13 protein-coding genes and 1 pseudogene are annotated in these 14,033 nt (G+C 71.5%); 9 read left to right on the top strand and 5 right to left on the bottom strand.

The genetic code is table 11. The features are described from left to right. Positions 1–112: 112 nt before the first annotated feature. Positions 113–613: a roadblock/LC7 domain-containing protein gene (locus ABZU43_RS30315; RefSeq protein WP_355009814.1), complete on the bottom strand. Its 501-nt coding sequence runs from the start codon at positions 611–613 to the stop codon at positions 113–115. A gap of 253 nt (positions 614–866) precedes the next feature. Between ABZU43_RS30315 and ABZU43_RS30310 the strand changes: the two genes are divergently transcribed. From ABZU43_RS30310 to ABZU43_RS30300, 3 genes are read left to right on the top strand one after another with little or no spacing between them, the layout of a single operon-like run. Continuing rightward, the gene (locus ABZU43_RS30310; RefSeq protein WP_355009813.1) at positions 867–1,214 is read left to right on the top strand and encodes a VOC family protein; all 348 of its coding nucleotides are present in this window, start codon (positions 867–869) and stop codon (positions 1,212–1,214) included. Beyond that, positions 1,204–2,469 (top strand): deoxyguanosinetriphosphate triphosphohydrolase, encoded by a 1,266-nt coding sequence (locus ABZU43_RS30305; RefSeq protein ID WP_355009812.1) that lies wholly within the window; start codon positions 1,204–1,206, stop codon positions 2,467–2,469. The genes ABZU43_RS30310 and ABZU43_RS30305 overlap by 11 nt, the downstream gene beginning before the upstream one ends. A 15-nt stretch (positions 2,470–2,484) precedes the next feature. Continuing rightward, the gene (locus tag ABZU43_RS30300) at positions 2,485–3,333 is read left to right on the top strand and encodes a siderophore-interacting protein (RefSeq protein ID WP_355009811.1); all 849 of its coding nucleotides are present in this window, start codon (positions 2,485–2,487) and stop codon (positions 3,331–3,333) included. 10 nt (positions 3,334–3,343) lie between these two features. Here the strand turns inward: ABZU43_RS30300 and ABZU43_RS30295 are convergent, their stop codons facing one another. Next, the gene (locus ABZU43_RS30295) at positions 3,344–4,549 is read right to left on the bottom strand and encodes a low temperature requirement protein A (protein ID WP_355009810.1); all 1,206 of its coding nucleotides are present in this window, start codon (positions 4,547–4,549) and stop codon (positions 3,344–3,346) included. A 113-nt stretch (positions 4,550–4,662) separates the two neighbouring features. Between ABZU43_RS30295 and dnaG the strand changes: the two are divergent. After that, a pseudogene (gene dnaG / locus ABZU43_RS30290) lies at positions 4,663–6,565 on the top strand (DNA primase). Continuing rightward, entirely contained in the window at positions 6,566–7,102 is a 537-nt protein-coding gene (locus tag ABZU43_RS30285) for a hypothetical protein (protein WP_355009809.1), read from the top strand. A 9-nt stretch (positions 7,103–7,111) separates the two neighbouring features. On the opposite strand, the gene ABZU43_RS30280 is transcribed toward ABZU43_RS30285, so the two are convergent. Continuing rightward, positions 7,112–8,131: a TAXI family TRAP transporter solute-binding subunit gene (locus tag ABZU43_RS30280; RefSeq protein ID WP_355009808.1), complete on the bottom strand. Its 1,020-nt coding sequence runs from the start codon at positions 8,129–8,131 to the stop codon at positions 7,112–7,114. After that, the gene (locus ABZU43_RS30275; protein ID WP_355009807.1) at positions 8,128–10,413 is read right to left on the bottom strand and encodes a TRAP transporter fused permease subunit; all 2,286 of its coding nucleotides are present in this window, start codon (positions 10,411–10,413) and stop codon (positions 8,128–8,130) included. Before ABZU43_RS30275 ends, ABZU43_RS30280 begins: the two co-directional genes overlap by 4 nt. Positions 10,414–10,557: 144 nt before the next feature. Between ABZU43_RS30275 and ABZU43_RS30270 the strand changes: the two genes are divergently transcribed. Beyond that, positions 10,558–11,490, top strand: a complete 933-nt coding sequence (locus ABZU43_RS30270) for an ABC transporter ATP-binding protein (RefSeq protein WP_355009806.1) — start codon at positions 10,558–10,560, stop codon at positions 11,488–11,490. 57 nt (positions 11,491–11,547) lie between these two features. Here ABZU43_RS30270 and ABZU43_RS30265 read toward each other — a convergent pair whose 3' ends face one another. Further along, positions 11,548–11,775 (bottom strand): flavin reductase, encoded by a 228-nt coding sequence (locus tag ABZU43_RS30265; protein ID WP_355009805.1) that lies wholly within the window; start codon positions 11,773–11,775, stop codon positions 11,548–11,550. Positions 11,776–12,047: 272 nt separating this feature from the next. Here ABZU43_RS30265 and ABZU43_RS30260 point away from each other — a divergent pair, with 272 nt between their 5' ends. From ABZU43_RS30260 to ABZU43_RS30250, 3 genes are all read left to right on the top strand, one after another. After that, positions 12,048–12,836, top strand: coding sequence for a helix-turn-helix transcriptional regulator (locus tag ABZU43_RS30260; RefSeq protein ID WP_355009804.1), 789 nt, complete (start codon positions 12,048–12,050; stop codon positions 12,834–12,836). After that, positions 12,827–13,018, top strand: coding sequence for a DUF397 domain-containing protein (locus ABZU43_RS30255; protein ID WP_355009803.1), 192 nt, complete (start codon positions 12,827–12,829; stop codon positions 13,016–13,018). The genes ABZU43_RS30260 and ABZU43_RS30255 overlap by 10 nt, the downstream gene beginning before the upstream one ends. A 224-nt stretch (positions 13,019–13,242) precedes the next feature. Continuing rightward, a complete protein-coding gene (locus tag ABZU43_RS30250; protein WP_355009802.1) occupies positions 13,243–14,031 on the top strand; it encodes an ABC transporter permease in 789 nt (262 codons plus the stop codon). The last annotated feature ends 2 nt before the right edge of the window (positions 14,032–14,033 follow it).

The following is a 14,033-nucleotide window of genomic DNA, read 5'->3' as shown; positions in this document are numbered from 1 at the left end:
GGTGTGGAGGGTGGAGGTGGGGGGTCGGGGGGGGTGGAGTGTGCTCTGGGGTTCTTCGCTCGCGTGGCCCCGCGGCGCGCGCGGCCCACGCACACCGGGCCGCCGCCGGCGTTCAGATCGGCGGACGACGCCAGGTCGGTCGGGACGAGCGGCGCAACTGCGCCGGCAGGGTCGCCATCGGGGTACGCGTGGCCAGCGGGGCGTGCGCGTCCGGAACGGCTGTCGCGCCGATGCCCGTGCCGCGAATGTCCAGGAACGACCCTGCCCGACGGGCCACCACCCGTGCCTCCTCGTGCAGCGCCTCCAGGTCGTCTGCCGCCGACGCGGTGACGAGGGTCAGCAGGGCGCTGCGCCCGGCCGGATAGGTGACCACGCAGCCTGCTGTGGTGCACACGACCGACTCCCGGAACTCACCATGCCGGACGGTGTCGGCCACCCGGTGCCCGAGCCCGAAACTCGCGGCGGCGAGCGCGGCGAGATGGGTGGCGTCGGTGCTGGGTAGGTCACTGGAGATGAGCAGGCCGTCGGTGCCCGCGAGCACCGTGCCCGCGATGTCGGGTCGGCGCTGGCGCAGCCCGCGTAGCTCCGGTCCCATCACCGTGTCTGCGTCCACGAGCGTTACCCCTCACCGGTCGGCTCTGCGTGTCAGTCGGCTGGTCACGTTCCGCGCTGGGAACGCTACCGGTGGCGACTTCCGACCGCGAGACCGTAACCCTCGGCGATCGGTCGGCAACTGGGGGCCAATCGGTGGTTGTGTGCCATTCATCGATGCGTCGTGAGCGGGTCGGGCAGTGGTGGCTGGCGTAACCTTGGCTCGCTCGTACACGGCCGATTGGGCGCCGCGTCGAACGGGAAGAGGTGACTGCATGACGAGTGTCTGGGAGAGCCTGACTGTCGACTCCCGCGACCCGGCCCGACTGGCCCGTTGGTGGGCTGAGGCGCTCGGCTATCAGGTCGTCACCGAGAAGCCCGACGAGGTGGAGATCCGCCAGTCCGCCGACCGCCTGCCCGGCCTGGTCTTCGTGCCGGTGACCGAGGGTAAGGAGCGCAAGAACCGGTTGCACCTCGACCTGCGCCCCGCCGATCTGGAGGCTGAGGTCGAGCGCCTGGTCGACATGGGCGCACGGCACGTCGACATCGGTCAGGGCGACGTCGAGTGGACGGTGCTGGCCGACCCGGAGGGCAACGAGTTCTGCGTACTGCGTGAGAAGTGAGCCGGGGGCGGCGGAGGCTCGGTTGGTCGAGGAGCCGCCCAAGGACACCGGGCATCGCCGGTCGCCGTACGAGCGCGACCGGGCCCGGGTGCTGCACTCGGCGGCGTTTCGCAGGCTGGCCACCAAGACCCAGGTACACACCGCCGGCACCGACGACTTCCTGCGTACGCGGCTGACCCACTCGCTGGAGGTGGCCCAGATCGCCCGGGAGATGGGTTCCCGGCTGGGCTGCGACCCGGACGTGGTGGACGTCGCGGGGCTCGCGCACGACCTCGGGCACCCGCCGTTCGGGCACAACGGCGAGGCTGCGCTGGATCTGCTCGCCACGCCGTGCGGCGGCTTCGAGGGCAACGCGCAGACCCTGCGGGTGTTGACCCGCCTCGAGGCAAAGGTGCTCGCCCCGGACGGCTCGTCCGCCGGGCTGAACCTGACCCGGGCGTCGCTGGACGCGATCGGCAAGTACCCCTGGCCGCGCCGGCCGGGGGAGCGCAAGTTCGGGGTGTACGCCGATGACGCGGCCGTCTTCGACTGGATCCGGGCCGGCGCACCCGGCGACCGGCGTTGCCTGGAGGCCCAGGTGATGGACTGGGCCGACGACGTCGCGTATTCGGTGCACGACGTGGAGGACGGCATCCACGGCGGCTATGTCACGTTGCACCCGCTGCTCACCGACGCCGACGAGCGGGCCGCGCTCTGCGCCGACGTGGCCGCCGCCTACTCCGGGGAGTCCGAGGCGGACCTGGCCGAGGTGCTCGTCGACCTGCTGGCCGGTCCGCTGCTCGCCCCGCTCGCCGGCTACGACGGCAGCCATCGCGCGCAGGTCGCGTTGAAGGCCACCACCAGCGGGGTGACCGGGCTGTTCGTGTCCGCCGCGGTGGCGGCGACGGAGGAACGCTTCGGTCCGGGCCCGCACCGCCGCTACGCCGCCGACCTGGTCGTGCCCCGCCTGGTGCGGGCGCAGTGCGCGCTACTCAAGGGCATAGCGCTGCGGTACGTGATGCGTCGCAGCGGCTTCCGGGGCCGTTACGAGCGGCAGCGGACGATGCTCGCGGAGTTGGTCGCCGCGCTGGTCCGGCATGCCCCGGAGGGGCTCGACCCGATCTTCGTCCCGCTGTGGCGGGCCGCCCCGGACGACCGGGCCAGATTGCGGGTGGTGATCGACCAGGTCGCCTCGCTCACCGACCCGGCGGCGGTGACCTGGCACACCCGCCTGGTCGGCAAGGGGACACCCCCGGCCAACCATGAGCCAACTTAGGCTAACCTAACTGACATGACGGAACGCCCCAGGAACGTCACTTCGGCCCGGGTGCTGCGCACCGAGCGGCCCACCCCGCACCTGATCCGGCTCGTCCTCGGTGGGGACGAACTGGTCGGCCTGCCGGTGGGCGAGTTCACCGACCACTACATCAAGGTGGTGTTCCCGCAGCCGAACGTCGCATACCCGCAGCCGCTGGACCTCGCCGCGATCCGCCGGGACCTGCCCCGGGAGCAGTGGCCCCGGCTGCGCGCGTACACCGTTCGGCGCTGGGATCCGCTGGCCGGGGAGCTGACCGTCGACGTGGTGCACCACGGCGACGAGGGGTTGGCCGGCCCGTGGGCCGCCGCGCTGCGTCCCGGCGATCCGGTGCACTTCGTCGGCCCCGGCGGCGCGTACGCCCCGAACCCGGACGCGGACTGGCACCTGCTTGTCGGTGACGAGAGCGCCCTGCCGGCGATCGCCGCCGCGCTGGAGCGCCTTCCGCTGGGTGCCCCGGCCCACGTCTTCGTGGAGATCGCCGACCCGGCGGAGGAGCAGAAGCTGCTCAGCCCCGGGGCGGTCGAGGTGACCTGGCTGCACCGTGGCGAACGCCCGGTGGGCGAGGCGCTGGTCGCGGCGGTGCGCGCGTTGGAGTTCCCGGCCGGCCAGGTGCACGCCTTCGTGCACGGCGAGGCGGCCTTCGTCCGGGAGTTGCGCCGGCTGCTGCGCGGTGAGCGGGGCGTACCCCTCGACCAGCTCTCCATCTCCGGCTACTGGCGGCGTGGCATGGACGACGAGGGCTGGCGTTCCACCAAGGCCGACTGGAACCAGCAGGTGGCGGCCGAGGAGACGAGCGTCGCCGAGCCGGCCCGGGTGGCCTGAGCGCCGCCGCTCAGCCCTCGGGCGTCTGATTCGCTTGGCCGGCCTTGGCCAGTCGCCGGCTGACCAGGACGGCGTACCCGACGACGGCCAGGGAGAGCAGCGACAGCATCAGCCTCGGTTGGTGCACCGTCACGGTGACCAGGGAGACCGAGACCACCCCGTAGACGGCGATCGCGAACCGGGCGGCGCTCGGCCGGGTCCACAGCCAGTACAGCGCCAGACCGCAGAGCGTCCAGATCACCATCGACGCGCCGAGCAGCAGCCGCAACTCCAGCGGCAGGTGGTTGGCGTTGTCGTCGACCAGCCGGACCACCTGCCCGAGTGACCAGCCGAGCAGCAGCAGCGCACCGCCGAGCGGAATGTGCAGGTAGCTGTACGCCTGCCCGCCGCGCAGCCGGCGTTGGAGAAGGCGGGTGGTGACGAATGTGGTGTAGACCCACCAGACGGCCGCCGGAATCAGGAAGGCCAACGCCGCGGTGAGGATCATGTGGGGCGGGGGATGGTCCGGCACGGCGAAGAGCAGGCTGGCCAGCGCGCTACCCAGCACGATGATGGTGAACTGGCCGATCCGTTCCGGCAGGTGCCTGTTGTCCACCGGCCAGCGGTTGAGCCAACGCGCCCCGACCCAGGGCGTGGACAGTTCGATCACCATGGCGACGATCCACAGGACGGGCCGCAGCTCGGTGGGCACGATCAGCGACACCAACCAGATCAACCAGCCCGATCCGAAGCCGATCAGGTAGATGGTCGTCACCATCCGGGCCATCGGGCTGGTGGAACGGGCCCGTAGGTACAGCAGGAGCAGCACACCCCGCACGATCAGGTACCCGATGGGCAGGAGGACGCTCTCCGGCACCTCGTCGACCCCGAGTGTCATCGCGCCCGCGCCCACCAGCGCGACGAGCACCAGCACCCGGTGCAGCGCGTCGTCCGGATCGAACCGCGTGTCGTAGTAGACCTGTCCCATCCAGGCCCACTGAATCACCACGAAGAGCCCGATCACGGCCAGTACGTCGGTCGGCGACGGGCTCGGCTCGTCACCCAGCCGAGCCACCACCGCCGCCAGCGCGTACACGAAGATGAGGTCGAGGAAGAGCTCCAGCCAGGTGGCGTGCCGGTGTCCGGCCTCGTCCGCACCCGGGGTCTGATCGGGTAGCCCGACCCGCCCGGCCAGCCATCTTGGCAGGCGGGGGGCTTGGCTACGTACCCGGCGCATCTGGTCATGGTCCCCGCGCGGACCCGGCCGGCGGGCCGGAACCGCCCAGCCGGCAGCGGCCGCCGCCACACCGGCGTCCCCCGGCCGGCGTGTCGTCGGTCCGGCAGGGCAGGATGTACGGCGAGGGGGTGGCGCATGGCTGGGCGGATCCGGGACGAGGACATCGCACTGGTCCGGGAACGCACCTCGATCGGGGATGTGATCTCCGAGACGGTCACCCTGAAGTCCGCCGGCGGCGGCAACCTCAAGGGTCTGTGCCCGTTCCACGACGAGAAGAGTCCGTCGTTCAACGTGTCCCCGGCCCGCAACGTCTGGTACTGCTTCGGCTGCGGGGCCGGCGGGGACGCGATCAAGTTCCTGATGGACGCCGACCACCTCAGCTTTGTGGAGTCCGTCGAGCGGCTGGCCGGCCGCGCCGGCATCCAACTGCGCTACATCGAGGACGACAAGGGCACCCCGCGCCCCCGACCGCAGCAGGGCCAGCGGCAGCGCCTGGTCGCCGCGCACGCCGCCGCCGTCGACTTCTACAGCGCGCAACTGAGCACCGCCGGCGCGCGGGCGGCACGGGAGTTCCTGGCCCGCCGGGGCTTCGACCGGGCCGCCGCCGAGCGCTACGGCTGTGGCTTCGCGCCGGAGGGTTGGGACCCGCTCACCAAGCACCTGCGCCAGCAGGGCTTCACCCACCAGGAGCTGGTCACCGCCGGGCTGTCCCGGGAGTCCCGTTCCGGCACCCTGATCGACAGGTTCCGTCGCCGGCTGCTCTGGCCGATCCGCGACCTCGCCGGCGACGTGATCGGCTTCGGTGCGCGCAAGCTCTTCGATGACGACGACGGCCCGAAGTACCTGAACACGCCCGAGACGCCGATCTACAAGAAGTCGCACGTGCTCTACGGCATCGACCAGGCCAAGCGGGAGATCGCCAAGCAGGGTCGGGCGGTGATCGTCGAGGGTTACACCGACGTGATGGCCTGTCACCTGGCCGGGGTGACCACTGCGGTGGCGACCTGCGGCACCGCCTTCGCCGCGGACCACATCTCCGTCCTGCGCCGGCTCCTGTTCGATAGCGACGAGGTGGCCGGCGAGATCATCTTCACCTTCGACGGTGACGCCGCCGGGCAGAAGGCCGCGCTGCGCGCCTTCGAAGACGACCAGCGCTTCGTCGGGCGCACGTTCATCGCGGTCAGCCCGGACAACATGGACCCTTGCGACCTGCGGCTGGCCAAGGGCGACCTGGCGGTGCGTGACCTGGTCGCCCGCCGTGAGCCGCTCGTCGACTTCGCGCTGCGGCACGTGATCAGCCGCTTCGACCTGGACACCGTCGACGGCCGGGTCGAGGCGATGCGCCACGCCGCGCCGCTGGTCGCCCGCCTGAAGGACCGGGAGAAGCGCCCGGAGTACGTCCGCAAGCTCGCCATGGACCTCGGCATGGAGATCGAGCCGGTGCAGCGGGCGGTGCTCGCCGCCGCCAACACCCCGGCGCCCGGCACCCGCGAGGCCGCCCCCGCCGCCCGGCCAACCTCCGCCCGCCCCGAGCCGGCGGTGGACAGCCCGCTGTCGATGGTCGAGCGGGAGGCGCTCAAACTCGCCCTCCAACAACCGGTCCTGGCCGGGCCGATGTTCGACACGGTCGAGGCCACCGAATACCGCCACCCGGTGCACGTCGCGGTGCGTACGGCCATCGCGGCGGCCGGTGGTGCCGCGTCGGCGACCGGCGGCGCGGTCTGGATCGAGTCGGTCCGCGACGCCTGCGAGGACCTGGCGGCAGCGGCGCTGGTCGGTGAGTTGGCCGTCGAACCACTGCGGATCGACGGTGAACCGGACCCGCGCTACGTGTCGATCACCATGGCCCGGGTGCAGTTCGGGTCGGTGACCGCCCGGGTCCGGGACCTCAAGTCACGCATCCAGCGAATCAACCCGGTCAACAACAAGGACGAGTACTTCGCCGCCTTCGGTGAGCTGCTCTCCCTGGAGCAGCACGCCCGGGCGTTGCGCGAGCAGGCTGCGGGAGGCCTCTAGATGGGACTGTTCAGCCGCAAGCCGAAGCTGCCGCCGGCCGACCGGCCGCCGCTGACCGCCGACGAGCGGGTGGTGGCCTGGGCCGCCGCCGGCAACGGTGAGGGCGACGGGGTGGTGGTCGCCACCAACCTCGGGTTGTGGCTGCCCGGTCGAGGGCACAGGCTCGGTTGGCACACCATCCTCAAGGCGGTCTGGTCCGGCCGGCAGTTGACAGTCACCCCCGCCGAGCCCGTCGTCGAGCGCGACGGCTACACGGTGGTCGCCGACGGTCCGGCCGAGACGTACCTGCTGCTCGACCCGGGGGAGTTGCCGCACCAGGTGCGGGCCCGGGTGACCCGTTCGGTCGCGTACACCGAGCACCAGCCGGTGCCCGGCGGCGCGGCGCGGGTCGCGGCCCGACGCGTGGCCGGGGTCGATGGTCTGACCTGGACAGTCCGACTCGACCCCGGCACTCCGACCGACGACGACGCAGTGCTCGCCGACACCGACCGGCTGGTCGGTGTGGCCCGCGCCGCCACCGCTCCGGCCGACGGCTGACCGGTCGGGTCAGTTCGCGCCGAGGTCGTTCAGCGCCTTCTCGGCGCCGCGGTGCAGCGGCACCGGCAGGGTCCGGCGGGCCTTTTCCAGCGAGATCCCCTTGGCCGCCGGGTTGGCCTGGGCCAGAGCGTCGCGCTTGTCGAACACCGTCCGGGTGATCGCGCAGGCCACGTTGGCGTCAAGGTCCTTGCGGACCAGCAGCACGTTGGGCACGACGATGGTCGGGGTGTCGCTCGCCGTCTTGTACGCGTCCCGGCCGATCGTGCCTTCCTGGTAGCCGGGGCTCAGCGTGGTCATCTTCGGCAGCAACGGCGAGATGTCGACGAACTTCACCGAGTCGCCGGCAGTGGTGAACAGGTCGGTGAGGCCACCGGTGGGCAGACCACCGGACCAGAAGAAGCCGTCGACGCTGCCGTCCTTGATCCCCTCGACAGTCTTGGTGAGGTCCAGTCGCTGCGCCCGAATGTCCTTCGCCGGGTCGAGACCGGCGGCCTGCAACAGCCGGTTCGCGATCACCTCGGTGCCGGACTTCGGTGAGCCGGTGGAGATCCGCTTGCCGCGCATGTCGGCCACCGAGGTGATCCCGGAGTCGTTGCGGACCACCACCTGCGTGTAGTTGTCGTAGATGCGGGTCAGCGCCTGCACCGGCTGCGGCGCGGTGAAGCTGCCCTTGCCCTCCACCGCGTTGACCGCCGTGTCGAACAGCGAGAAGGCCACGTCGTACTGGCCACCGACCAGTTGCTCGACGTTCTGCACCGAGGCGCCGGTCTCGGCGGCGGTGCCGGTGAGCTTGCCGCCGGTCGCTCCGGACAGCTGCCCGGCCAGGGCGTTGCCGACCACGTAGTAGACGCCCGTCGCGTTGCCGGTGGCGATGCCGACGCGGGTCTCCTTGGTCACCTCGCAGGTGACCTCGCTGGCCGTGTCGTCAGTGGCCGCGCCGCCCTGCTGACCTCCGCAACCCGCGGCACCGACCGCGACGAGAGCGAGCGCGCTCAGGCCCGCCGCGAGCCGTACGTCGATTCGTCTCACAGTTGTTCCTCCACAGGATTTGCTGGTGATCCGGACGTTGACCGGCCGGCGGCGCCGCGTCGGACGAACACGCCCGCCGCCGCCACGGCGGCCAGCGCTGCGCCGACCGTGACCGGCACGGGTTCGAGCCAGAGCAATGTGACGCCGGCGAGAGCGCCCAGCACCCGCTCCGGTACGCCGGCCGGGCCCACACCGGGCAGCCAGCCACCGGCGGCGACGGCGAGCACCGCCACGCTGAGCGCTGTGACGCCGGCGGCGAAGGCGATCCGCTGGACGCCACCGATGCCGAGCAGGCCGAGCCCCGCCGGCGTGATGACGAACGCGATCGGGGTCAGGTAGGCCGGCAGCGCGTACCGCAGGGTCTGCCACATGGTCGGCACCAGCCGGCCGCCGGTGACCGCGGCGGCGGCCACCGCGGCGAGCGCGGTCGGTGGGGACACCTCGGACAGCACCGCGAAGTAGAAGACGAACATCGCCGCCGCCGGCGCGGTGACGCCCAGGTCGAGCAGGGCCGGACCGACGATCACCCAACCGATCACGAACGATGCGGTGACCGGAACGGCCAGGCCCAGCAGGCTGAGCGCGACGGCGGCGAGCAGCGCGGTGAGCACCAGCACCAGGGTCGGGTCCGACGTGGCCGCCTGCGCCCCGCCGATCAGCAGCGCCGCCGCCTGCGGCCCGAGGCCGGTCTTCGTGGTGGTCGCCGTGATGATGCCGGCGGCGGCGCAGACCGCGGTGACGGCGAGGACGCCGCGTACGCCGGTGACGAGCGCGGTCACCAGCCGGCCCGGGGTGAGTCGGTGCGCCCGGTCCAGGTAGGAGAGCACGACGGCGAGGACGATGGCGAACACGACGGCCCGCGTCGCGGACACACCGATGGCGAGGAACACGATGATGGCGATCAGTGACGCGAAGTGGTAGCCGAACCGGGCCAGCAGCCGCCAGGGCGAGCCGACGTCGATCACCACCGGGCGTACGCCGGAACGGCGGGCGTCGATCTCCACGGCGAGCAGGATGCCGAGGTAGTAGAGCACCGTCGGTACCGTTGCCCAGCCCAGCACCTGGAGGTACGAGACGCCCAGGTACTCGGCGATGATGAACGCCGCCGCACCCAGGGTTGGCGGGGAGAGGATCGCGCCCACCCCGGCCGCGGCCAGCATGCCGCCGGCCCGCTCCGGCGGGTAGCCGGCGCGGCGCAGCAGCGGCCAGGTGACCGCGCCGATGCTCACCGTCGTCGCCGCGCCGGAGCCGGAGACGGTGCCGAGCAGGAAGCCCGAGGCCACCGCCGTCCGGCCGGCTGCGGTCCGGGAACGTCGGAACGCCGCGGCCGACAACTCGACGAAGAACCGCCCGGCGCCGGACAACTCCAGCACCGCGCCGTAGATGGTGAACAGCACGATGTACGAGGCGGCCACGTCGAGCGGCGTGCCGTAGAAGCCGCTGTCGGAGTTGTAGAACGCGTCGACCAGCTGACTGAAGTCGAGCCCGGCGTGCGCGACCGGCCAGGACTGCGGCAACAACCCGCCGTAGTAGCCGTACCCGAGGAACAGCAGGCAGACCGCCGGCAGGATCCAACCGGTGGCACGTCGACACGCTTCGAGCAGCAGGAGCAGCAGGACGGTGCCCAGCACCAGATCCGTCGCCACCAGCAGGCCCTGCCGGTCGAGGAACGCGTTGTAGCCGCCGCCACCGCTGCCGATCCGGATCGGGAGGACGGGGTAGAGGCAGGCCGCGACCGCCAGGGCGCTCAGAGCCCAGTCGGTCACTGTGGGCCGCGCCGACGCGGGTGCCGGGACGTGCTCGTCGCTGTCGCTCCCGGTGGCCTCGGCGCTGTCGCTCCCGGTGGCCTCGGCGCTGTCGCTCCCGGTGGCCTCGGCGCGGTCGGCCCGTGGTCGCCGGGAGCGTAGGCGGGCCGGCAGCCGCAGGTCGGACGGGTAGGCGAGGAAGACCAGCGGGAGTACGCCGGCGAGGAAGATGATCAGGTAATACTTGCTGCCCTGCGACAGGGGGCGGAACACCTGCCACAGGGCGAGAGCGCCGACCGCCAGCGCCGCCACGGTGAGGAGCAGACCCGCCGGCCCGGAGAGCACCCGCCCTGGTTTCTCGTCCTCGAACTGGGCGGCCAGGTCCCGAGTCGCCTGCTCGGCGACGCTCGGGTCGCTCGGCTCGGCTTCAGATCGCGGTCGGGGTGGCCCGCCGGGGCTCGCTGCGGGCCCGTCAACGGAAGAGTTGGCTGGTCGGGCACGTGACTGTGAACCATCGGGCGAGCTGATGGGCGGCACGGAAGGACGATACACGTCGATTGGCTGACGGGTGGGGCATCGATCGGCGTTTCGCCGTCGGTGGTACGGAAACCACTGTGATCGGCCGGTCGCCGGCGGATATTTGCGTGGAGGGGTGTCGGACCGGGCGGTTAGGGTCGGGCGGTGACTTCGGGGCGACCACTGATTCAGGCTCGCGGGCTGGTGAAGCGGTTCGGCGATTTCACCGCCGTGGACGGCATCGACGTCGAGGTTCGCCCGGGCGAGGCGTTCGGTTTCCTCGGGCCCAACGGTGCGGGCAAGTCGTCCACCATGCGGATGGTCGGCTGCATCTCCCCACCCAGCGCGGGTGAGCTGCGCATCCTCGACATGGATCCGGTGGCTGACGGGCCGGCCATCCGGGCGCGCCTCGGGGTGTGCCCCCAGCTCGACAATCTCGATCCGGAGCTGACCGTCCGGGAAAACCTGACCGTCTACGCCCGCTACTTCGGCATCTCCCGCCGGGCGGCCCGGGAGCGCGCCGCCGAGCTGCTCGACTTCGTGCAGCTCACCGAACGGGCCGACAGCAAGGTCGAGCCGCTGTCCGGTGGCATGAAGCGTCGGTTGACCATCGCCCGAGCGCTGGTGAACGATCCGGAGATCGTGTTGCTCGACGAGCCGACCACCGGGCTGGATCCGCAGGCCCGGCACCTGGTGTGGGAGCGGCTGTTCCGGCTCAAGCAGCAGGGCGTCACGTTGGTGCTCACCACCCACTACATGGACGAGGCCGAGCAGCTCTGTGACCGGCTGGTGGTGATGGACGGCGGCCGGATCGTCGCCGAGGGCTCGCCCCGCGCGTTGATCGAGCAGCACTCGACCCGCGAGGTGGTCGAGCTGCGTTTCACCGCCGAGTCGCAGGAACCGTTCGCAGGCAAGCTCGACGGGCTGGGGGAGCGGGTCGAGGTGCTGCCCGACCGGGTCCTGCTCTACGTGCCCGACGGCGACGCGGCGGTCGCCGAAGTCGCCGCGCTGGGGCTCCAGCCGGCGAACGTGCTGGTCCGGCGCAGCGGCCTGGAGGATGTCTTCCTGCACCTGACCGGCCGCACCCTGGTCGACTGACCGCCCGCGACTGATCGTTGACAGTGCCGCCACCGTTGATCTGCCGGCGGTTGCGGCTCAACGGGCTCTGGCCCAGGTGAGGAAGCGGTCGGTCAGCCCGTCGTGCCCAGCGAGGTCCCCGGCCGCCTCGTAGAGCAACGTGGCGAGGTAGACGAGCAGGCCGACCCGGTCCTCTCGGTACTCGCCCAGCAGTGCCAGCCGGGCCGGTGAGCAGGGCCACGCCGCCCCGCAGACCCGGCAGCGCCAGGACGGGCGGGCCGCGACGTGCGGGCGGTACCGGGGCATCAGTGCCCGCCGCTGTGACAAGCCGACCAGGTCAGTCGCACGAGGGAACCTCCATCGGGGGTGGGGAGGGGAGCGCCCCGGATCGGGGGGTCACGGGGCGCTCCCGGCCTGGTTCCGCCCGCCGTCTGGATCCCGTGAGCGGTTCCGCTGCGTGACAGTCTGCTGAGAGCCCGACTACTGTGGGAGGTTCCGCACGCCGACGACCAGCGCGTACGGCAATCGGCCCGGCACGGTACGGGAATGTACGGGGGTTGTCCGTGGAGAGTTCGTCCATGCTGGAGCACTTCGCCGAGGAGTTGCGACTGGCGCGGGCCGCCAGTGGGATGTCGCAGACGGCGCTGGCCGAGGCGTTGAGCTATTCCGGGGCGTTGGTCGCCAAGGTGGAGACATCCGAGCGCCGGCCGAGTCTGGATTTCGCCCGCCGTTGTGACGCCGTGTTCTCAGCCGACGGTCGGTTCGAGCGCATCCAGCGGCGGATCAGCCGTGAGGCGGTGGTGCCCTGGTTCCGCGACTGGGCCGGCATTGAGCAGGAGACCACAGCGCTGCGGTGGTACGAGCCGCTCTACGTGCCGGGCCTGGTCCAGACCGAGGGGTACGCCCGCGCCATCCTGGCCGGTGCCGGACTCTTCGCGGCGGACGAGGTCGAGCAGCAGGTGACCGCCCGGCTCGATCGGCAGGGCGTGCTCACCCGGGACCGGCCGCCGCTGCTCAGCGTGGTCGTCGACGAGTACGCGCTGCGCCGCCACGTCGGCGGGCCGGAAGTCATGCGTGAGCAGTTGCGGCACCTGGTGAAGCTCGGCTCGGCCCTGCCCCGGGTCCGAATCCAGGTCGTGCCGCTGTCCGCAGGTGCGTACGCTGGGCTCGATGGTCCCTTCGTGATCGCCACCGCAGCCACCGGTGAAGATGTGGTCTTCCTGGACGGGCAGCGTCACGGGCAGGTCATCGACCGCGCCGAGTATGTCCGGCAGATGGTCGAGGTGTGGGAGTCGATCCGTGGTGAGGCACTATCGCAGCAGCAGTCCCTCGACCTGATCGCGGAAGTGGCGGAGACATGGATCTGACCGGTGCCCGGTGGCGCAAGAGCACTCGCAGCAACGGCAGCGGCGGTGCCTGTGTGGAGGTTGCCAGCAACCTGCCTGGGTTGGTGGCCGTCCGGGACTCCAAGGACCCGACCGGCCCTGTGCTGGTCTTCGCGCCCGACACGTGGCGCGCGTTCGTCGGGTCCGACTCCGTCCGCCGGTAGGTAGCTGCCACGCGGTCCAGATCCACTCGGCTTTCAGGAAGTCGGGGTGTTGGGGCGGCTCTGACACCGCGAATTCCTGAAAACCGAGTCGATCAACGGGGCCCAGGCCGACCGCGCGAAACCCGGGCGACACCGCGGCGGGGTCGTCGTAGGGTGACCGGCGGTCTGTCGTACCCCTTGGGTAGACAGGTCGTGGTGGCCGGCGCGGTGGGCGGGGTGATCGGGTGAGTGTGACGGGATCGGCGCGGTTCCCCTGGGTGCCGGCTTACGCGGTGTTCGAGCACTACCTGGTGGGTCTGCGGCGCACCTGGCGGGCCGGGGTGTTCTCGTCGTTCCTGCTGCCGGTGCTGACCGTCCTCGGGTTCGGGGTGGGCGTCGGCGCCTACATCGACCAGGGCGTCGGCGGGGTGCGTTACCTCGACTGGTTGGTCCCCGGGCTGATCGCCTCGACCGCGCTCCAGGTGACTGTCGGTGACTCGACCTGGCCGGTGTTCAGCAACTTCCAATGGGTCAGGACCTACTTCGCGCAGGGCGCGTCGCCGCTGCGGGTGGGTGACATCGTGGCCGGGCACCTGGCGTTCGTGCTGTTCCGTGTGCTCACCACGATTGTGGCGTTCCTCCTGGTCACCGGGCTGTTCGGGGCGTTGCGGTCGCCGTGGGCGGTGGCCACCCTGCCGGTGGTCGCCCTGCTCGCGCTGGCCGTCGCCGCGCCGACCTTCGCGTACGCGGCGTCGGTGTCGAGCGACAGTTGGCTGGCGATGCTGTTCCGGTTCGCGGTCATCCCTATGACGCTCTTCGCCGGTGTGTTCTTCCCGGTCGAGTCGTTGCCCGAGGCGCTGCGCTGGCTGGCGTACGCGACACCGTTGTGGCACGCCGTGGACCTGTGCCGCGCGGCCACCCTCGGCGTCGCCGCACAGTGGTCGGTCGTCGGGCACCTGCTCTACCTGGCCGCCTGGGCGGTCGCCGGCTGGTTGCTGGCGGTGCGCGCGTTCCGTCGCAAGCTCGTCGTCTGAAG

Origin of the sequence: Micromonospora sp. NPDC005205, from assembly GCF_040608275.1 — a bacterium.
GTDB lineage: Bacteria > Actinomycetota > Actinomycetes > Mycobacteriales > Micromonosporaceae > Micromonospora.
This window is presented reverse-complemented; position numbering and strand designations above follow the sequence as displayed.

Bases quoted from the DNA above. Each gene is read 5' to 3' on its own strand.
- ABZU43_RS30300 (WP_355009811.1), top strand. From the start codon at position 2,485: ATGACGGAACGCCCCAGGAACGTCACTTCGGCCCGGGTGCTGCGCACC.
- ABZU43_RS30295 (WP_355009810.1), bottom strand. From the start codon at position 4,549: ATGCGCCGGGTACGTAGCCAAGCCCCCCGCCTGCCAAGATGGCTGGCC.
- ABZU43_RS30285 (WP_355009809.1), top strand. From the start codon at position 6,566: ATGGGACTGTTCAGCCGCAAGCCGAAGCTGCCGCCGGCCGACCGGCCG.
- ABZU43_RS30265 (WP_355009805.1), bottom strand. From the start codon at position 11,775: ATGCCCCGGTACCGCCCGCACGTCGCGGCCCGCCCGTCCTGGCGCTGC.
- ABZU43_RS30260 (WP_355009804.1), top strand. From the start codon at position 12,048: ATGCTGGAGCACTTCGCCGAGGAGTTGCGACTGGCGCGGGCCGCCAGT.
- ABZU43_RS30310 (WP_355009813.1), top strand. From the start codon at position 867: ATGACGAGTGTCTGGGAGAGCCTGACTGTCGACTCCCGCGACCCGGCC.
- ABZU43_RS30255 (WP_355009803.1), top strand. From the start codon at position 12,827: ATGGATCTGACCGGTGCCCGGTGGCGCAAGAGCACTCGCAGCAACGGC.